We start from the raw sequence: 18803 nt of genomic DNA, 5'->3' as shown, positions 1-18803 counted from the left end.
TAACGGCGGGACGCCGTCAGGGCGATTCGCTGCCCAGGGGCACGTCGGGCTCCCACCGCAGGGGGTCGGCGGTGAGGCCGAGCAGGTATGTCACCGAGCAGCTGAGCACGGCGGCGAACTCGGGAAGCCGCCTCAGGTCGAGGCCGCGCCCGTTCTCCATCGCGCTGAGCGTCCTATTTGTCAGGTTGACGCCGCGGCACGACAGGCGGCGTACCAGTTCGGTCTGGGTGAGGGAGAGCTGCAACCGGCGCTCGCGCAGGCGGCGGGCGCAGACCCACTGTCGCTCGGCGATCGGGTCGGTCATCGCGACTCCCTCTCCGTCGGGGTCCAGTGTTCGCCGACTCGTGGAAGGGCCACAACCGATTCAGCCGGAAGGGGTACGCGCCGGGTCAGTGGAAGGGGAGCTCACCGAAGATCTCCCGGATCCGGCGCAGGTCACGCAGGCGGGGCTCGGTCGTACCGCCGACCCAGCGGCTCACGGTCTTCACCGAGACGCCGAGCTGGCGTGCCGCGGCCTCCATGGTGAGCCCTTGGCGGCGCAGCACCCCGCCCATCCAGTCCGCGAAGGAGGTGCCGTCCGGGCCGCTTTCGACCAGGCCGGCGCCCGGCCACCGGTCGACCGCGGCGGGGGCTTCCGCGGCGTCGGCGGGCGCGGTGCCCAGGAACGACGCCAGTTCCTCGGGATTGGGCGCGCCGGGCGTGGGTTGGGACTTGAGCACGTCGACCTCGGCGTGGTCCGGAAAGATCCGGAAGGACACCTGGATCGTGCCGGTCGGGCCCGCGGCGTCGAGCAGCGCCCGCGCCACCGCCTCGCCCACCGCCCGGTTGTCCTCCTCGGATAATGGGGACTGCGCGAGCGATCGCCGCACGAAATCGCGGATTCCTGGAATGGAGGAAGGGCGGGCCGGAAACGTTTGCGACAGGACGACGACGGGGGTTACCTCGATGTTGTCGTGGATCGGATCCATTCGCCCTCCCGGGGGACCGATCAATGAGACAGATGTGTCCGGTAGGACGACTATTCAGTCTAGCGTGATCTGTATCACACCCCTATAGTGCCTTTACATGGTCATTTTGGCTGTCACTTTTCTTTCACAGTTCCAGAAAAACACATGACCTTGCCCAAACCAGGAGTGGCATCGTGACGGTGACGCGAAATCAGGACGAGCCGGTGGTGCACATCCTCTGGATGAACGGCGGCCTGTCCTGCGACGGCGACTCGGTCGCCCTGACCGCGGCCACGCAGCCGAGCATCGAGGAGATCGTGCTCGGTGCGCTGCCCGGACTGCCCAGGGTGTCCGTGCACTGGCCGCTGATCGACTTCGAGTGCGGCCCGGAGCAGGGCGCCGACACGTTCATCGAGTGGTGGCACAAGGCCGACCGGGGCGAGTTGGACCCGTTCGTGCTGGTGGTCGAGGGTTCGGTCCCCAACGAGGCGATCAAGGACGAGGGCTACTGGTGCGGCTTCGGCAACAACCCGGAGACCGGGCAGCCGATGACGACCAGCGAGTGGCTCGACCGGCTGGCCCCCAAGGCGACGGCGATCCTGGCGGCGGGCACCTGCGCGACGTACGGCGGGATCCACGCCATGGCCGGCAACCCGACCGGCGCGATGGGCGTCCCCGACTACCTGGGCTGGGACTGGAAGTCCAAGGCGGGGCTGCCGATCGTCTGCGTGCCCGGCTGCCCGACCCACCCGGACAACCTCTCCGAGACCATCCTCTACCTGCTCTACCAGGTCGGCGGCCAGGCCCCGATGATCCCGCTGGACGAGGCGCTGCGCCCGCGCTGGCTCTTCGGCGCCACCGTCCACGAGGGCTGCGACCGCGCCGGGTACTACGAGCAGGGCGACTTCGCCAACACCTACGACTCGCCCAAGTGCCTGGTCAAGCTCGGCTGCTGGGGGCCGGTCGTGAAGTGCAACGTGCCCAAGCGCGGCTGGATCAACGGCGTCGGCGGCTGCCCCAACGTCGGCGGCATCTGCATCGCGTGCACGATGCCCGGCTTCCCGGACAAGTTCATGCCGTTCATGGACGAGCCGCCGGGCGCGCGGGTGTCCACCACGGCGAGCACGCTCTACGGATCGGTCATCAAGACCCTCCGCGGCGTCACCGCCCGCACCGCGGATCACGAGCCTAAATGGCGCCAGAAGAGCTCGGAACTGCTCACCGGCTACCAGAAAACGTGGTGATTCTTTATGACCGGGGCCGAGTCCGATCTTGTCGAGATGGCGTGGGATCCGATCACCCGCATCGTCGGCAGCCTGGGCATTTACACGAAGATTGACTTCAAGCAGAAGCGGGTCGTCGAGTGCCACAGCACCTCCTCGATATTCCGCGGCTACAGCCTTTTCATGCAGGGTAAAGATCCGCGCGACGCCCACTTCATCACCAGCCGGATCTGCGGAATCTGCGGCGACAACCACGCCACCTGCTCGGTGTACGCGCAGAATATGGCGTACGGCGTGCGCCCGCCCCACCTCGGCGAATGGATCCTCAACCTCGGTGAGGCCGCCGAGTACATGTTCGACCACAACATCTTCCAGGAGAACCTGGTCGGGGTCGACTACTGCGAGCGGATGGTCGCCGAGACCAACCCCGGCGTGCTGGAGCTGGCCAACCGCACCGAGTCGCCGCACGCGGGCGACCACGGCTACCGCACCATCGGCGACATCATGCGCTCGCTCAACCCGCTCGAAGGCGACTTCTACCGGGAGGCGTTGCAGGTCAGCCGCTCCACGCGGGAGATGTTCTGCCTCATGGAGGGGCGGCACGTGCACCCCTCCACGCTCTACCCGGGCGGGGTCGGCACGGTCGCGACGGTGCAGCTGTTCACCGACTACCTGACCCGGCTCATGCGCTACGTGGACTTCATGAAGCGGGTCGTGCCCATGCACGACGACCTGTTCGACTTCTTCTACACCGCGCTGCCCGGGTACGAGGAGGTCGGCCGCCGGCGGGTCCTGCTCGGCTGCTGGGGCTCGCTGAACAACCCGGACCACTGCGACTTCCGGTACGAGACGATGACCGACTGGGGCCGGCAGATGTTCGTCACCCCCGGCGTCATCGTCGACGGGAAGCTGGTCACCACCGACCTCGTGACGATCAACCTGGGCATCCGGATCCTCCTCGGCTCCTCGTACTACGAGGACTGGGAAGACAAGGAAATGTTCGTCACCCGCGACGCGCTGGGCAACCCGGTCGACCGCCGGCATCCGTGGAACCAACACACCATCCCGCGGCCGGCCAAGCGCGACTTCGACGGCAAGTACAGCTGGACCATGTCGCCGCGCTGGTTCGACGGCACCGACCACCTCGCGCTCGACACCGGCGGCGGGCCGATCGCGCGCCTGTGGGCCACCGCCCTGGCCGGCCTCGTCGATTTCGGGTACGTCAAGTCGACCGGCCACAGTGTCCTGATCAACCTGCCGCGCACGGTCACCCGGCCGGAGACCACGTTCGAGTGGAAGATTCCACAGTGGAGCAATGCGATCGAGCGCAACCGGGCCCGCACGTACTTCCAGGCGTACTCCGCCGCCTGCGCGGTCTACTTCGTGGAACGGGCGCTCGCCGAGGTACGCGCCGGGCACACGAAGACCTGGGAGCCGTTCACCGTGCCGAAGGACGCCCACAGCGTGGGCTTCACCGAGGCGGTCCGCGGCGTGCTGTCGCACCACATGGTGATCCGCAATGGAAGGATCGCCAACTACCACCCGTACCCGCCGACGCCCTGGAACGGCAGCGTCCGCGACACGTACGGCACGCCCGGACCGTACGAGGACGCGGTGCAGAACACCCCGATCTTCGAGGAGAACCCGCCCGATCGGTTCAAGGGCATCGACATCATGCGGGCCGTACGCAGCTTCGACCCGTGCCTGCCCTGCGGCGTACACATGTTCCTCGGCGACGGGAAGGTCATCAAGACCTCGCACTCGCCGATGGGCGTCACGCTCGCCACCTGACCGACCACATCCACAACCTGGGAAAGGCGCAATACATGTCCGATGGACAGGACGTACGGGCCGTCGGCCTGCGCGTCGAGCAGCTCCTCGGCGAGCTGCGGGCCGGCGGGTCCGCCGACCCGGCCGCGGTGGCCGACGAGCTGGTCGGCTCCGTCGTCCAGCTGTACGGCGCGGCGCTGCGCCGGATCGTCGGCGTGGTCGGCCAGGACACCCTCGACAAGATGCTCGCCGACGACCTCGTGGAGAGCCTGCTGATCGTCCACGACCTGCATCCGCTGGACACCGGCACCCGGGTCCGGCGCGCCCTGGACAAGGTGCGGCCCTACCTCGGCTCGCACGCCGGCGGCGTCGAGTTCCTCGGCATCGACGGCGACGGCGTGGTGCGGCTGCGGCTGGAGGGCACCTGCCACGGCTGTCCATCCTCGACGGTCACGGTCCGGCTGGCGATCGAGCGGGCCATCGAGGACGCCGCGCCGGACACGACCGGCCTGCACGTCGAGGGGCTGGTGGCCGAGCCGCCCGGGCCGAAGCTGCTGCAGATCGGCCGCCGCCCGCCCGGTGAGCCGGAGCCCGGCTGGGTACGCGTCCCCGCCGGCCAGCTCGGCGACGGGCCCCGCTCGGTCGACGTCGACGGCGTACCCGTGCTGGTGCTGAGCCTCGACGGCGTCTGCTACGCGTACCGCGAAGCCTGCCCGGCGTGCGGCTCCGCCCTGGCCGGCGGCGCCCTCGACGGCCCGGCGCTGGCCTGCCCAGCCTGTGGCGCCCGGTACGACGTGCGCCGGGCCGGCGCCGGGCTCGACGACCCCGGCCGGCACCTGACCCCGCTGCCGCTGCTCGCCGACGACGCCGGCGTCCGCATCGCCGCCGGAGCGTCCCGGTGACGGCCGGGCTGCGCCGCTTCGCCCGGCCGCAGGCGGCACCGGCCGACCTGCCGCGGATCGGCCGGCGCCGGCGCGACGAGACCGCGGAAAGCTGCGAGATGTGCGGCGCGAGCCTGCCGCCCGACCACGGCCACGTCGCGGAGCCGCAAAGGCGTTCGCTGTCCTGCGTCTGCCCCGGCTGCTACCTGCTCTTCACCGCCGACGGCGCCGGCCACGGGCGGCGCCGCGCGGTGCCGCGCCGGATCCACCACGACCCGGCCACGCCGCTGACCCTCGCCGAGTACGACGAGCTGGGCGTGCCGGTCGCGATGGCGTTCTTCTTCCGGAACTCGGTGCTGGACCGGATCGTCGGCTGCTATCCGAGCCCCGGCGGGGCGACCGAGTGCGAGCTCGACCTCGCCGCGTGGGACCGGCTGGCCGCCGACCACCCGCTGCTGGCCGCGCTGGAGCCGGACGTGGAGGCGGTGTTCGTCGACCGCCGCCCCGACGCGATCGAGGCGCACCTCATCCCGATCGACGCCTGCTACGGGCTCATCGGGCAGCTCCGCATGCGCTGGACCGGCTTCGACGGCGGCGACGAGGTACGCAGGATCCTGGCCGACTTCCGGGACGACCTGCGCGCGCTCAGCACCCCGCTCCCCGGGCGGGCATGATGACCGACCTCGTCTTCGACTGCGTCGGCGCGCGCGCCGAGCGGTACGCCGTGACGCCCACGCTCACCCTCGCGCTGCGCATCGCCGAGACCTCCGGCGCCGACGTGCACGCGATCGCGCTGCGCTGCCAGATCCGCATCGAGCCGCACCGCCGCCGGTACACCGCGGAGGAGGCCGCGCGCCTGCACGACCTGTTCGGCGACACCTCGCGGTGGGCGGACACGCTCAAGCCGCTGCAGCTGACCACGCTCGCCGTGATGGTGCCGAGGTTCACCGGGGCCGCCGACGTCGACCTGCCCGTGCCGTGCACGTACGACCTGGAGGTCGCGGCCACCCGCTACTTCTCCTCGCTCGACGACGGCACGGTGCCGCTGCTGCTCCTGTTCAGCGGCACCATCTTCGTCAAGACCCCGTACGGGTTCGCCGTCGAGCAGGTCCCGTGGAGCCACGAGTCCGCGTACCGGCTGCCGGTGGCCACCTGGCGGGAGATGGTCGACTACCACTTTCCCAACAGCGGCTGGATCCGGTGCGACCGCTCCACATTGGACGCGCTGGCGAGCTACAAGTCCCGCAACGCGCTGCCCACATGGGACAGTACGCTGCGGGCCCTGCTCGCCGAGCCGGAAGTGCCCCGGCCATGAGCATCGACGTCGCGCGCGCGGTGGCGGACACCGTCCTCTACGAGGGGTACGTGCTCTACCCCTACCGGGCCTCGGCGCAGAAGAACCGGAGCCGGTGGCAGTTCGGCGTGCTCATGCCGCCCGACTTCGCGGCCGCCGACCCGTCGGAGACGTCCGGCGCCCGGGCCGAGGTCGTCGCGGCGGTCGCGAACGCGTTCACCGTGCGGGTCGCGCTGCGGTTCCTCCAGGTGCAGCGGCGCTCGGTGCACGCTGTGCGCGCCGGCGCCATCCCGGTGACCGAGTGGGACGAGGCGGTCGAGCACGAGCTGACGTACCTGCTCGACCGCGCCCGTCCGCGACACGACGTGCGCATACCCGGCGGCGTCGAGCGGGAGACGCGCTACGACAACGGCGCGGTGGTCGCCGAGGTCGTCCGCGAGCGGCTGCCGCTGTCCGCGACACTCACGCTCACCGCGGAAGACCTGCCGGGCACGCCGCGCGCCGTCCGGCTGCGGGCCCGCGTCGACAACCACACCGATTCGGGTACGCCGGCCGGCGCGCGCACCGACGCGCTGCCCGCCGCGCTGGTGGCCGCCCACCTGATCCTCGCCATCGAGGGCGGTGCCTTCGTATCCATGGTGGACCCTCCACAGTGGGCAGCCGAGGCGGTCGCCGGCTGCGGCAGCTCCGGGCTGTGGCCGGTCCTCGCCGGGCCGCCCGGCCGCGCCGACGTCATGCTCGCCGCGCCGATCATCCTGTACGACCACCCCGAAGTCGCCCCGGAGAGCCCGGCCGACCTCTACGACGCCACCGAGATCGACGAGATCCTGCTGCTGCGCACGCGCGCCCTCACCGACGCCGAAAAACGGGAGGCCCGGGCCACCGATCCGCGCGCTGCCGCCGTACTCGATCGGGCGGATGCGCTCGACGGGCCGACACTCGCGCGACTGCATGGCACGCTGCGCGAGGCCGCGCCTCTCGCGGTCACTGTGGACGGTCGCCGGGTGGCGCGCGGCGCCACCGTCGTGCTGCGCCCGGGCACCCGGCGCGCCGACGCGCAGGACATGTTCCTCGTCGGGCGCACCGCGCTGGTCGAGGACGTGCTGTTCGACGTCGACGACCGGCCGTACCTCGCGGTGACGCTCACCGACGACCCGGGCGCCGACGTGATGCGCGGCCACGGGCGGTTCCTCTACTTCGCACCGGACGAGGTCGAGCCGGCATGAACAGGACCGTGGTCGCCGGCGTCGGGAACATCTTCCTCGGCGACGACGGGTTCGGCGTCGAGGTGGTCCGCGCGCTCGCCGGGCGCCCCTCCCGTCCGGCGTGGAGGTCATCGACGTCGGCATCCGCGGCGTCCATCTGGCGTACGACCTGCTGGACGGGTGCGACCTGCTGGTGCTCGTCGACACCGCCCAGCGCGGCGTGCCGCCGGGCACCGTCAGCGTGCTCGAACTCGACGCGGTCGCCGCCCCCGCGGCCGAGCCGGGCCGGCCGCCGCTCGACCCGCACGGGATGGCCCCGCGCCAGGTGTTCGACCTGCTCACCCGGCTCGGCGGCAGCCCGTCACGGACGCTCGTCGTGGCCTGCGAACCGGCCGACCTGGACGCCGGCATGGACCTGTCGGAGCCGGTGCGGGCCGCCGTACCGCGGGCGGTGCGACTGGTCGAGGACATCCTGAAGGGAGGGTGACGATGCTGGGCAAGCTGGTGAAATTGGCCCTGGTCGCGGCGGTTCTCGCGGTCCTGGTGCAGTCCATTCCGGACATCAAGCGATACCTCGAGATCCGGGCCATGTGAGGGAGGCGGCACGCGTGCACGAGATCGGGCTGTGTGAGGGCGTGGTGGAGACCGTGCTGCGCCGCGCCGCCGGCCGGCCGGTACGGCGGATCAGGCTCCGCGCCGGCGTCCGGCACGCGATCGTGCCCGAGTCGATGAGCCAGGCGTTCGCGCTCGTCGCCGCCGGCACCGAGGCCGCCTCGGCGACCGTCGACCTGGTCACGGTGCCGGCCCGGCTCCGGTGCGAAACCTGCGGCGCCGAGGCCGACACGGTCGACCTGCTCGCGGTGTGCCCATCGTGCGGCAGCGACCGGGTACGCCTCACCGGCGGCGACGAACTGGTCCTCGAATCCATCGAGTACCGGGCCGGGTGAGGTCGCGTATGTGTCTGGGCATTCCGGCCCGCGTGCTGAGCGTCGGCGTCGACCACCCCGACCTGGCCTCCGTCGACATGGTGGGCGCCACACGCAACATCAACGTCGGCCTGCTCGACGAGGGCGAAAGCGTGCGGGTGGGCGACTGGATCCTCGTACACATGGGGTTCGCCCTGCAGAAGATGACCGAGCAGGAGGCGATCGACGCGATCGACGCGCTCAGCGCCGAGCGGACGGCGCTTTCCGACTGGGAGCCGACGTGAACGGTGCCCTGATGTTCGTCCGGTACGCGTACCCGCCGAACTCGATGGGTTTCTGCGGACCGGCGGACAGCACCGGGTTCCGGCAGTACGCCGAGGCCGGCGTGGTCGACGGCGGCCTCGTACGCCTCGCGCAGGCGTTCTCCGGCGCCTGGCCGTACCTGGAGATGATCGCGCACGGCGTGGGGATCGCCGACCCGCTCGACCGCCGCGTGGTCGAGGCATACTGGGTCGGAAACGGCCTGCTCGACGCGCTGCCGCTGGGGTTCCTGGCCAACACCCTGGAAGACCGGTTCCGGCCGCGGATCGGCAACCGGTTCGGCCGGCTGGCCGAGGGCCTGCTCGCCGGTGGCGTGCCGCACCACAGCTTCCACGTGTTCGGCGTCTACCCCTGGGTCGGGCTGCTCGGCGACGACCGCAAGGCCGACCGGGCGCTGACCGTGCTCGACCGCTGCCGCATCCGATGGGGCCAGGTCACCGACGTCCACGGCGCCCAGGTCACCGTGCGGTCGCGCCCCCTGCTGTGGGACGGCCGTACGCTGTCGCTCGGCCCACCCGAGCCGGAAACCGCCGACATCGCGGTCGACACGCCACTGCAGCCGGGCGACTGGGTGTCGCTGCACTGGAACTGGGTCTGCGACCGGCTCACCAGCCGGCAGCTACGCGCCCTGCACGCGTACTCCGCCCGCCACGTCCACATGATCAACCACTCCGCCCCACTAGCCGCGTTGACCTAACCCCCGCCCCTCTACGCCGTCGATCAAGGGCAAATGGTCGTGCTTCGATCTCCAAACCACGACCATTCGCCCTTGATCGACGCAACATCCCTTGATCGGCCCAGCACCGGACGGCGGCCACGAGCGCTCCCAGCGGTGGTCGCCGACCAGCTCCTCTCGAAGCGGCCCAGGGCATCCGCCCGTACCGGTGGCCCGCCCCGCGCGGTGATCATGAACTTAGCGGGGGCGGAGAGCGCTTCCTCCGACGACAACTCCATGATCACCGCACTGGTGTCGAATGATCCCCCATGCGCTGGTCGACAAGGGGGCGATATGCCGCCTTTGCCCACTCGAAGAGAGGTCACCAATCGCGCGCACATAGATATTGGCCACCTGGCGCTGCTCCGCGTCGCGGCCCGAGGGCGCCCTGGTTGGGGGTTGCCGCGTGAGTGGGGCTCCCCTATGCACGCCTGGGAAGGCATAGGGGAGCCCCACTCACGGCGCGATGCCCAACAGGGGTCCCCTCTTGGGGCCGGACGCGACAGGCCGGACGCGACGCCGAGTACCGACGTCGCGCGCCCACACCGAACGCCCCACCGCGCGCACCGATCAAGGATTTCCGCGTCGATCAAGGGCAAACGGTCGCGGATTGGAGATCAAACCACGACCATTCGCCCTTGATCGACGCGAAGAGGACGGCGAGAAGAGGACGGCGAGGAGGACGGCGAGGAGGAGGGCGAGAGGGAAGGGGGTCAGGTCAACGTGCAGGGGGTGGTGTTTATGGTGGCGGTGCGGGGGGAGCCGGTGGGGCCTTCGGCTTGGAAGCCGAATGAGGTGCTTTCGCCGGCCGCGATGATGGCGTTCCAGTCCAGGTTGGTCGCGGACACCTGGTCGCCGCTCTGCGTCACGGTCGCGTTCCAGGCGTTGGTGACCGTCTGGCCGCCGGGGAACGTGAACCGCAGCGTCCAGCCGTCGATGGCGGCGCTGCCCGCGGTGATGCGGATGTCGGTCACGAAGCCGGTCGGCCACTCGCTGGTCACGGCGTACCGCACCGTGCAGGAGGCGGCGACCGCGGAGGCCGTCGGCGACGGGGTCGGTGCGGCGGACGGGCTGCGCGTGGGGGTGGGCGTCGGGCGCCGTGCCGGTGAGGCGCTCGGCGTGGGCCGGGGCGGGGACGGCGGGGACACGGACGGCGACGGGGACGGCGTGGGGCCGCCCGGGTAGCTGAGCCCGAAGCCGTACGGGAAGAGGGCCGGCTTGCCGTCGCCGACGTTGATGGGCTGCTGGGACGCGTTGGCCATCCACGTCACGGGCAGCTTGCCGGTCGGGTTGTAGTCGCCGAACAGCACATCGGCGACGCCCTGGCCCTCGGTGCCGGGCAGCCACGCCGCCACCAGCGCGGCCCACCCGCCGAGTTGGGTGGCGATGTCCAGCGGCCGCCCGGACACCAGCACCACGATCACCGGTACGCCGGTGGCCCGCAGCCGGGAGAGCGTCCGCAGGTCGGCGTTGTCCAGACCCATCGAGCCGGTACGGTCGCCGCGGCCCTCGGCGTACGGCGTCTCCCCCACCACCGCGATCGCGGCGCGGTAGGAGCGGTCGATGCCGGCGCCGTCCCGGTTGTACGTCACGGTGGCGCCGGACCCGACGGCGTTCCGGATGCCTTGCAGGATCGTGGTGCCCGGGGTGGTGTTGCCGCTGGCGCCCTGCCACGAGATGGTCCAGCCGCCGGACTGGTTGCCGATGTCGTCGGCGCTCTTGCCGGCGACGAAGATCTTTCCGCCGGTCTTGGCCAGCGGCAGCGCGTTGTTGGCGTTCTTCAGCAGCACCTGCGAGCGGCGGACGGCGTCCCGGGCCAGCTCGCGGTGCGGCTGACTGCCCACTGTGGAGGTCAGCGCGCGGTCGGTGAAGCGCCGCTCGAACAGGCCCAGCTCGAACTTCTTGGCGAGGATGCGGCGGTTCGCGTCGTCGATGCGTTCCGCGCTGATCCGGCCGGCCTGCACCTCGGCGCGCAGCAGGGTCAGGAACTGCCGGTAGTCGGTGGGCACCATGACCATGTCGACGCCGGCGTTGATGGCAGTGGCGATCTCGTTGCCGGTGAAGCCGCGCGCGCCGTCGATCTGGTCGATGCCGGCCCAGTCCGTGACCACGAAGCCGCTGAAGTGCAGCTCGCCCTTGAGCAGGTCGGTGATGAGCTGCCGGTGCCCGTGCAGCTTCTGGCCGTTCCAGCTGCTGAACGAGATCATCACGGAGCCGACGCCCTGCGCGACGGCCGCCTGGAACGGCGGCAGGTGGATCGCGCGCAGGTCGGCCTCGGAGAGCTGGGTGTTGCCCTGGTCGTCGCCACCGGTGGTGCCGCCGTCGCCGACGTAGTGCTTGGCGGTGGCGAGGATCGAGGACGGCTCGGCGAGGCTGGCGCCCTGTAGCCCGCCGACGATCGACGTCATCGACGCGGGGATCTCGGGCAGCTCGCCGTACGACTCGTAGGTGCGCCCCCAGCGGTCGTTGCGGGCGACGCACAGGCACGGCGCGAAGGTCCATTTAGGACCGGTCCCGGCGACCTCCTCGGCGGTGGCCCGGCCGATCCGCTGGACCAGGGCGGGGTCGCGGGTGGCGCCGAGCCCGATGTTGTGCGGGAAGATCGTCGCCCCGCGTACGGTGTTGTGCCCGTGCACGGCGTCGACGCCGTAGATGATCGGAATCCCGAGCGGGGTGTTCTGGGCGGCGCGCTGGTAGCCGTCGTACATCTCGGCCCAGCCGTTGGGGCTGTTGTCGGCCGGCGCGGAGCCGCCGCCGGACAGGACCGAGCCCAGCCGGTACGTGGCGATGTCCTCCGGCGCGGTCAGCGCGGCGCGATCGACCTGGACCAGCTGCCCGATCTTCTCGTCCAGCGACATCCGGGACATCAGGTCGCCGACCCGGTTGAGCGTCGGCTGGGCCGGATCCTGGTACGGCAGCACGGCCGCGGCGGCCTCCTGCGCCCCGCGCGCTGGGCCGGACCGATCATGTCGAGCGCCGAGGCGACGAACGTGCCGGCGACCAGGACGACGCTGATGATCGCGGCGATGATCATCGTACGGCCGTGCCGGTCGAGGCGCAGGACGAGCCGGTGACTGACCGGGGCGTGCGGGGTGGTGTCGCCCTCGTCGGTCGATGGGGGCATGCAGGGACTCCTTTTGGGCATCACATGAGGCACAGTGCGCCGGTCATGGTCGACCGGCGCGGATGCCCGGAATCCCGCAGTGACTCGAATCTATGCGTGCCGCCCCGAGTTGGTCAAGTGAGCCGCGCGAGCGGCTCGACCAGTTCCCGCTCCTCGTACGACAGGTGCGACAGCAGGGTGTCGGTGAGCAGATCCAGCTCCTCCCGCACGCGGACGATCCCGGCCGGCTCGCTGACCAGGGCGACGAGCGCGGCGTCGAGGCGTTCGAGCACGTCCGCGATGACGTGGTGCTCCGCCTCCAGCCGGTCGATCACCGGGGCCAGCCGCGGGTCGGCCCGGCGCAGCTGCGGAAACATGCTCCGGTCCTCCAGCGTGTGGTGCGTGGTGACCAACCGGCAGTAGGTCTCGCAGAACGTGCCCAGCGTCCAGTTGTTCTGCCGCAGGGCCATCGTATTGATCATCGAACGCACCCGGCCGGCGTCGACCGCGCCCGCCGCCACCTGGCGTACCAGGTCATGGAGCTGGGCCAGCTCCTGGCGCAAGTGGTCGTGCACCTCGATGAGGTGCTGGCCGTTGGCCCGCCCGGCGGCGCTGTAGCGGACGTCCGGGTCGGGCGCGGGCCCGGATGGGCGCGCCGCCTCGTCCCACAGCCGCACCGCGGAGCGGCGGAGGCCGTCGTCGGGCGTGGGCGTCACACCCAGGCCACCAGGCTCCGCGGGGCGCGCGGGCCGCGCGGACCCCGCACGCTCCGCGGCAACCAGTTCTTTCACCGCGGGTACGACGTCCGCCGCGAACCGGCGCAGGTCGTCATCGCCGCCCGCGTCGACCATCAGCACGAACCCGCTGATGCCCTCACTCACCGCCAGCTCGGCCAGCTGCTCGACCCAGATCTTGGGCGGGCCCTGCAGGAACGCCTGGCCGCTGCCGGCGAACGTACCCGCGATGTTGTAGAGCCGGCGGACCGCGGCGGGCTCCCGTCCGGCGGCGGCCGCCGCGTCGTCGATGATCTTGTTGGCCTCGGCCAACTGCTCGGGTGGCAGGTACGGCGCGCTCGGCAGCCAGCCGTCCGCGGCCCGCCCGGTGAGCTGGAGCATCCGCTTCTTGTACGCGCCGAGCCAGATGCCGATGGGGTGCGCGGCGACCGGCCCGGGACGCGCCCCGGCGAGCCCGTAGTGCTCCCCCTCGGCCCGCGCCCCACGGCCGGTTGTCCACAGTGCCCGGATCACCGCGATCGCCTCCTCCAGCGCGGCGACCGACTCGCCCGCGGTGCGGCGCGGGCCGCCCATCGCGGCGATCCCGTCCCAGAACGCGCCCGCGCCCAGGCCCAACTCGACCCGGCCGCCGCTGAGCACGTCCAGGCTGGCCGCGGCCCGCGCGAGCATCGCGGGCGGGCGCAGCGGCAGGTTGGCGACGTTGGGGAACACGCTCACGCCGGTGGTCTGGGCGGCGATGAACGACAGCAGCGTCCACGCGTCGAGAAACCCGCCGTTGTACGGGTGGTCCTGCACGCTGACCAGGTCGAGTCCCAGGTCGTCGGTCAGCCGGGCCAGCCGGAGCGCCTCGTCCGCGGTATCGGCGGCGGGCGGGACGAAGGTGCCGAATCGAAGGTCGTGACCGTAGTCGGGCATGCCTTCATTTCTACAGATGTTCTGTGCCACAGACTATCGGTTGTGCCGCTTATCTCACCGTACGATGGTGGGCATGACCTTGCAGGACGACCTGGGCTGGACGCTGGGGTGGTGTTCCGCGCCTACCTGCGGTCCGCGAGCGCGGTGACGGAGGGCCTGCCCGGCGGCCACCGCGGCTACCAGGTGCTGACCGCGGCGGCGCGCTCGGCGCCGGGCAGCCAGTCCGCGCTCGGCAAGCAGCTCGGGATCGACCGCACCGTGATGACGTACCTGCTCGACGACCTGGAGCGGGCCGGCCTGGTGGAGCGCCAGCCGGCGCCGGGCGACCGGCGTACCCGGCATGTGGTGGCCACGGCGCACGGCCAGAAGCTGCTCGACGACCTGGACGCCCGGCTCGCGCACGCCGAGGCGCACCTGCTCGCCGGCCTGCCCGAGCCGGACCGGGCCACCTTCAAGTCCCTGCTGTGCCGCCTGGCCACCCACGCCAACTCGCTCGACCCCGTGGCTGACGCCTGCGCGATCGTGGAGGAGCTCCGCACCCTGTGAGTGCAAGGAAGGGCACCTTGCTATCGCTTTTTGCATAGCAAGGTGCCCTTCCTAACACACCTACTGGCTGGTGATGCGGGCGTCGTCTACGCCGGCCTCCACCAGGCTCGCGGTCGACGCGTCGGCCGCTTCGACCAGGATCCGCACCGACTGCCCGGCGTACGCGGTGACGTTCCAGGAGCCGGTGGCCCAGGCGCCGTTGCGGTTGCTCGCGGCGCCGGCCTGGGTGAACAGCGCCGTCGTCCCTGCGTTGTGGACGATCGAGACGCGGAAGAAGTCGGCCGAGGACGCGTTGCTGCCATGGGCGAGGTACCAGGACAGCGACAGGTTCAGCGTGCCGGTGGCCGGGAGCGCGATCGCCGGCGAGCGGACACTCGTGGTGCCGCCGTCGATGTCGTGGTCGCCCGCGGCCGCGCCGGCGAGCCGGCCGGTCACCAGGTCGTTGGTGCCGGACACGGTCGTACCCAGTTGCTTGGCGCCGCTGGAGGTGGTGGCCTCCGGGTCGCCGCGCTCCCACACGCCGGTGGTGGCGGTGTCGGTGCCGTTCGGGTTGGTGGTCCACCCGGTGGCGGTCTCGAAGGTGTCCGACCACACCGTGGTCGGCAGGGTGCCCGTGGCGAGGGTCCACAGCGCGTACGCGGCGGCGTCGCCGGACCGGTCCAGCACCGTGTCGGAGATGTTGGTCGGGTACCGGTCGCACGCCTGGTGGTAGCAGGGTCGAACGCGCTCTGCGTGCCGCCCCACTTGGTCACCTGGGCGGCGGTCTTCACCCGCGAGGCGCCCGCGGCGACCCCCGAGGTCTGTACGCCGATGGTGTTGAAGGACGCGTCGTCGGAGCGGCCGGCGCCCTCGGTGTTCTCCTCGGTCTGCACGCCGATCGAGTCGTAGTACGCCTTGAGCACCAGCCCGGGAGCCGAGGTGATCCGGTTGATGAAGTAGCCGCCGTTGGTGGAGGCGACCATGTCGAAGTTGAAGTACGCCTTGATCTTCGCCCGCTCGGCGGTCGGCAGCGTGTTGGCGTAGAACTCGGACCCGTTCAGGCCCTGCTCCTCGTCGGTCCAGAAGGCGAACCGGACGTGGCTGGCCAGGGTCGGGTTGGTGGCCGCCAGCGTCAGGGCGATCTCCAGCAGCGTCGACGAGCCGGACGCGTTGTCGTTGATGCCCGGACCGGCGGTCACGCCGTCCAGGTGGGCACCGAACATGTACACGCTGTTCGGGTCGCCGCCGGGCCAGTCGGCGATCACGTTCGGGCCCGCGCCAGCGGTGCAGCCGGAGGTGCAGTTCTGCCGGACCACGCTGTACCCGGCGGCGGCCAGCCGGTCGAACACGTAGGTCACCGAGGCGGTGTAGCCGGCGGTGGTCGACCGACGGGTGCCGCCGTTGGCGGTCGCGATGTTCTGGAACTGTTGCAGATGCGCCTTCGTGTTGGTCAGCGAAATGTCGGGTGCTGCCAGCACCGCGGCCGACGCGGGTACGGGCACCGCGACCGCGGCCGCGAGCAGCGGCACGGCCAACATCCCGCGCAGGATCGACGAGGGTCTCATCGCGCACTCCTAGTGAAAAGGGGACTGCCGGGGGTGACCGGCAGCCCGCAGGATATGCGGCGCAGAGACCGATGTGAATAGCCGGTCAGGCCGGCGGCTGTCCGATGTTGACCATCCAGGCGATGCCGAAACGATCCATGCACATCCCGAACTCGTCGCCCCACATCTGCTTTTCCAGGGGTACGGTGACCGTGCCGCCGCCGGAGAGCTTCGCCCAGTAGCCGCGCAGCAGGTCGGCGTCGTCTCCGCTGAGGCTGATCGAGATGTTGTTGCCCGGCTCGTGCTCCGTCCCGGGTGGAGTGTCGGCGCCCATGAGCGTGAAGCCGTTGTCGGCTTCCAACTGGCCGTGCATGATCTTGTTCGGGTCCACCGATTCGGGCGCACCGTATTCGCCGAACGTGTGCAGCCGGAGGTCGCCGCCGAAGACGCCCTGGTAGAACTCCAGGGCTTGGCGCGCCTGGCCGTCGAAGCTGATGTACGGGTTGAGACGAGAAGTCACCGTTACCCCCTAGTCGTACCGGATGCTCCCTCGCAGGCTAGCCCGCTACCGCCGTGGCGGAGGCGAATGCGTCGAAGACCTCCTCCGGCCGGGTGCGCTCCGCCGCCATCCGCCAGGCGGTCTCCGCGATCGCGTCCGGGTCCAGCGTCGGCATCCGGTGGCCCTGCTCGGTGACCGTCCGGTGGATGTCGCCGCCCGTGATCAGGCCGCCGACCGTCAGCGCGCCGACGTAGACGCCGCGGTCCGCCACCGTCGCATGCAGCGTGAGCGCGTACATCCGCAGCGCCGCCGACGCCGGCGCGAGGTTGCCCAGCATCGGCATCGGGCGCAGTCCACTGAGGCCACCGGCGAACAGCAGCGTCCCGGCGCCCCGGTCCAGCATCGCCGGCAGGACGGCCGACACGAGGTGCACCGCGGGCAGCAGGATGTTCTCCAGCGGTTCGCGTACGTCCTCGGGGTCCGCGGCAGCCAGTGGCGTGATGCCGCGGGCGCCGGCCGCGGCGGGTCCGAAGTAGACGGTGTCGATCCCGCCGTGGTCGTCGGCGATGCGCGCGACGACGGCGCGCTGCGCGACCGGGTCGGTGAGGTCAGCGGTGTACGCGCGGGACTCGATGCCGGCGTCCGCCAGCTCGGCGCGGTACGCCGCGTGGCGCGCGTCCGACCGGGACACCAGCGCCACGGCGTGGCCCTCCCGGCCGAAGCGCCGGGCGATCGACAGGCCCAGACCGGGCCCGACCCCAAGTACAGCAATCACCAAGGTCTCCCTAAGTTGAAGATGTCCTCAACTTAGCCTCAACATGAGGGCATCGTCAACTTCGGTAGAGTGGGCGCGTGGACAGGACGGCACCGCTGCGCCGCGACGCACAGCGCAACCGCGAGCGGCTCGTCGCCGCCGCCCGCGAGGTGTTCGCCGAACGCGGCCTCGACGTCGCCCTCGACGAGGTGGCCCGCCGGGCCGGGGTGAGCATCGGCACGCTCTACAACCGCTTCCCCAACCGGGCCGAACTGGTCGCGGCCGTGTTCGCCGACCGCGAGGAGACCGTCGTCCGGATCACCGAGCACGCGCTGGCGATGCCCGACCCCTGGGCCGGGTTCGCGCACCTCGTGGAGCAGATCTGCCGCCTGCAGGCCGCGGACCGCGGCTACAACGACCTCGCCGCCCGGCGGGTGCCGCAGGTCGCCACCCCGCCACGCGGCCACACGCTCATGACCCAGCTCATCGCCCGCGCCCAGGACAGCGGCGCCCTGCGCGCCGACTTCGTACTCGAAGACATGATGTTCGTGACCTGGGCCATCACCCGGACCATCGAGGCCACCAGCCAGATCAGCCCGAACGCCTGGCGCCGGCACCTCGCGCTCATCCTGGACGGCCTGCGCGCCGGCGCCGCCCACCCGCTCCCCGAGCCACCACTGCGCCCCGAGCAGGCCGTTCAACTGCTCCGCGACCGCTAGGGACACTTCCCCACCACCGCGCCCGCGCTCAGCGCGCGGCGCGTCGATCAAGGACTTCTGCGTCGATCAAGGGCGAACGGCCGTGGTTTGATCTCCAATCCGCGACCCTTTGCCCTTGATCGGCGGGAAAGTCCTTGATCGACGCACAAGTCCTTGACCCACACCGCGGACGCCCGGCCCCGCGCGGAGGCCACGAGGCGCTAGTCACGCGAAAGTAGTTGACTCTGACTAGTCAGGGCTGGATACTCGGAGCATGACTACTGCTATAGCCACCGATGCTGGGGCCGTTCGGGTTCCGGCACACCACACCGTCACCAAGCGGCTCGGTCACTGGACCACCGCACGCGAGTTCGAGGTGCGCTCCCACCACGGGTTCGCCGTGCTCGACCTGCGCTCCCCGCGGATCCCGGACGGCGAGATCCGCATCGACGTCGACCTGGACCGGGCCGTGCTCAAGCTGCTGGTCGCCGACGACGCCGTGATCGACGACTGGGACCTGCACCGGGTCGGCCGCGGAAAGGTCAAGGACGGCCAGGGCCCGGGTACGCCCGGCGGCCGGCGCATCGTGCTCACCGGCCGGATGCGGCGCGCCGAGGTACGGGTCCACCGCGGCGGCGTCGCCATCCTGTCGGCGATGTTCTCCCGCGCGTACCTGGACGACCTGCGCCGGGCGCACCGGGAGGGCGGGTTCCCGACCGTCGACGACCCCACCCGGAGCGCCTGACCCG

The 18803-nt window shown here is 71.1% G+C and carries 21 protein-coding genes and 1 pseudogene; 14 read left to right on the top strand and 8 right to left on the bottom strand.

Features of this window, described 5'->3' with window-relative positions:
* Positions 1-16: 16 nt before the first annotated feature.
* Positions 17-304, bottom strand: a complete 288-nt coding sequence (locus tag Prum_RS37005) for a helix-turn-helix domain-containing protein (RefSeq protein WP_173081193.1) — start codon at positions 302-304, stop codon at positions 17-19.
* 85 nt (positions 305-389) lie between these two features.
* Entirely contained in the window at positions 390-968 is a 579-nt protein-coding gene (locus Prum_RS37000) for a helix-turn-helix domain-containing protein (protein WP_173081191.1), read from the bottom strand.
* 179 nt (positions 969-1147) lie between these two features.
* Here Prum_RS37000 and Prum_RS36995 point away from each other — a divergent pair, with 179 nt between their 5' ends.
* The 11 genes from Prum_RS36995 to Prum_RS36950 all read left to right on the top strand — a co-directional run bounded on the left by Prum_RS36995 (position 1148) and on the right by Prum_RS36950 (position 9264).
* Positions 1148-2191, top strand: coding sequence for an NADH-quinone oxidoreductase subunit B family protein (locus tag Prum_RS36995; protein WP_246278340.1), 1044 nt, complete (start codon positions 1148-1150; stop codon positions 2189-2191).
* A gap of 6 nt (positions 2192-2197) precedes the next feature.
* The gene (locus Prum_RS36990) at positions 2198-3961 is read left to right on the top strand and encodes a nickel-dependent hydrogenase large subunit (RefSeq protein WP_173081189.1); all 1764 of its coding nucleotides are present in this window, start codon (positions 2198-2200) and stop codon (positions 3959-3961) included.
* Between the two features lie 35 nt (positions 3962-3996).
* Positions 3997-4842: a NifU family protein gene (locus Prum_RS36985; protein ID WP_173081187.1), complete on the top strand. Its 846-nt coding sequence runs from the start codon at positions 3997-3999 to the stop codon at positions 4840-4842.
* The gene (locus Prum_RS36980) at positions 4839-5495 is read left to right on the top strand and encodes a DUF5947 family protein (RefSeq protein ID WP_173081185.1); all 657 of its coding nucleotides are present in this window, start codon (positions 4839-4841) and stop codon (positions 5493-5495) included. The genes Prum_RS36985 and Prum_RS36980 overlap by 4 nt, the downstream gene beginning before the upstream one ends.
* Positions 5495-6136 carry a DUF6084 family protein gene (locus Prum_RS36975; protein WP_173081183.1) on the top strand — a complete coding sequence of 214 codons (642 nt, stop codon included), beginning with the start codon at positions 5495-5497 and terminating at the stop codon, positions 6134-6136. The genes Prum_RS36980 and Prum_RS36975 overlap by 1 nt, the downstream gene beginning before the upstream one ends.
* Positions 6133-7341, top strand: coding sequence for a hypothetical protein (locus tag Prum_RS36970; protein ID WP_173081181.1), 1209 nt, complete (start codon positions 6133-6135; stop codon positions 7339-7341). The genes Prum_RS36975 and Prum_RS36970 overlap by 4 nt, the downstream gene beginning before the upstream one ends.
* Before the next feature lie 100 nt (positions 7342-7441).
* On the top strand, positions 7442-7807 hold the full coding sequence (locus tag Prum_RS36965; protein WP_218577545.1) for a hydrogenase maturation protease: 366 nt from the start codon (positions 7442-7444) through the stop codon (positions 7805-7807).
* A 2-nt stretch (positions 7808-7809) separates the two neighbouring features.
* A complete protein-coding gene (locus Prum_RS55415) occupies positions 7810-7914 on the top strand; it encodes a DUF6893 family small protein (RefSeq protein ID WP_371871317.1) in 105 nt (34 codons plus the stop codon).
* Between the two features lie 14 nt (positions 7915-7928).
* Entirely contained in the window at positions 7929-8267 is a 339-nt protein-coding gene (locus tag Prum_RS36960; protein WP_173081179.1) for a hydrogenase maturation nickel metallochaperone HypA, read from the top strand.
* An 8-nt stretch (positions 8268-8275) separates the two neighbouring features.
* Positions 8276-8530: a HypC/HybG/HupF family hydrogenase formation chaperone gene (locus Prum_RS36955; protein ID WP_173081177.1), complete on the top strand. Its 255-nt coding sequence runs from the start codon at positions 8276-8278 to the stop codon at positions 8528-8530.
* Positions 8527-9264, top strand: a complete 738-nt coding sequence (locus Prum_RS36950) for a DUF6390 family protein (RefSeq protein WP_218577544.1) — start codon at positions 8527-8529, stop codon at positions 9262-9264. Before Prum_RS36955 ends, Prum_RS36950 begins: the two co-directional genes overlap by 4 nt.
* Before the next feature lie 731 nt (positions 9265-9995).
* Here Prum_RS36950 and Prum_RS36945 read toward each other — a convergent pair.
* From Prum_RS36945 to Prum_RS36935, 3 genes are all read right to left on the bottom strand, one after another.
* Positions 9996-12203: a glycoside hydrolase family 3 N-terminal domain-containing protein gene (locus Prum_RS36945; protein WP_218577543.1), complete on the bottom strand. Its 2208-nt coding sequence runs from the start codon at positions 12201-12203 to the stop codon at positions 9996-9998.
* Positions 12149-12406: a hypothetical protein gene (locus Prum_RS36940; RefSeq protein ID WP_173081175.1), complete on the bottom strand. Its 258-nt coding sequence runs from the start codon at positions 12404-12406 to the stop codon at positions 12149-12151. The genes Prum_RS36945 and Prum_RS36940 overlap by 55 nt, the downstream gene beginning before the upstream one ends.
* A gap of 113 nt (positions 12407-12519) precedes the next feature.
* Positions 12520-14034 carry an LLM class flavin-dependent oxidoreductase gene (locus Prum_RS36935; protein WP_173081173.1) on the bottom strand — a complete coding sequence of 505 codons (1515 nt, stop codon included), beginning with the start codon at positions 14032-14034 and terminating at the stop codon, positions 12520-12522.
* A gap of 111 nt (positions 14035-14145) precedes the next feature.
* Between Prum_RS36935 and Prum_RS36930 the strand changes: the two genes are divergently transcribed.
* Entirely contained in the window at positions 14146-14580 is a 435-nt protein-coding gene (locus Prum_RS36930) for a MarR family winged helix-turn-helix transcriptional regulator (protein WP_246278339.1), read from the top strand.
* Between the two features lie 60 nt (positions 14581-14640).
* On the opposite strand, the pseudogene Prum_RS36925 reads toward Prum_RS36930, so the two are convergent.
* From Prum_RS36925 to Prum_RS36915, 3 genes and pseudogenes are all read right to left on the bottom strand, one after another.
* Positions 14641-16124 (bottom strand): annotated as a pseudogene (locus Prum_RS36925) (M20/M25/M40 family metallo-hydrolase).
* A gap of 85 nt (positions 16125-16209) precedes the next feature.
* Positions 16210-16623 carry a VOC family protein gene (locus Prum_RS36920; RefSeq protein ID WP_173081171.1) on the bottom strand — a complete coding sequence of 138 codons (414 nt, stop codon included), beginning with the start codon at positions 16621-16623 and terminating at the stop codon, positions 16210-16212.
* A 37-nt stretch (positions 16624-16660) separates the two neighbouring features.
* Complete coding sequence (locus tag Prum_RS36915; RefSeq protein WP_173081169.1) at positions 16661-17377, bottom strand: SDR family NAD(P)-dependent oxidoreductase; 717 nt, start codon at positions 17375-17377, stop codon at positions 16661-16663.
* Between the two features lie 77 nt (positions 17378-17454).
* Between Prum_RS36915 and Prum_RS36910 the strand changes: the two genes are divergently transcribed.
* Both Prum_RS36910 and Prum_RS36905 read left to right on the top strand, forming a co-directional pair.
* Positions 17455-18075, top strand: a complete 621-nt coding sequence (locus Prum_RS36910) for a TetR/AcrR family transcriptional regulator (RefSeq protein WP_218577542.1) — start codon at positions 17455-17457, stop codon at positions 18073-18075.
* 253 nt (positions 18076-18328) lie between these two features.
* Complete coding sequence (locus Prum_RS36905) at positions 18329-18799, top strand: hypothetical protein (protein ID WP_173081167.1); 471 nt, start codon at positions 18329-18331, stop codon at positions 18797-18799.
* Positions 18800-18803: the final 4 nt, after the last annotated feature.

The organism is Phytohabitans rumicis, assembly GCF_011764445.1.
In the GTDB taxonomy this organism is placed as follows: domain Bacteria; phylum Actinomycetota; class Actinomycetes; order Mycobacteriales; family Micromonosporaceae; genus Phytohabitans; species Phytohabitans rumicis.
The sequence above is the reverse complement of the archived record's forward strand: the minus strand, read 5'-3'. Positions and strand labels throughout refer to the sequence as shown.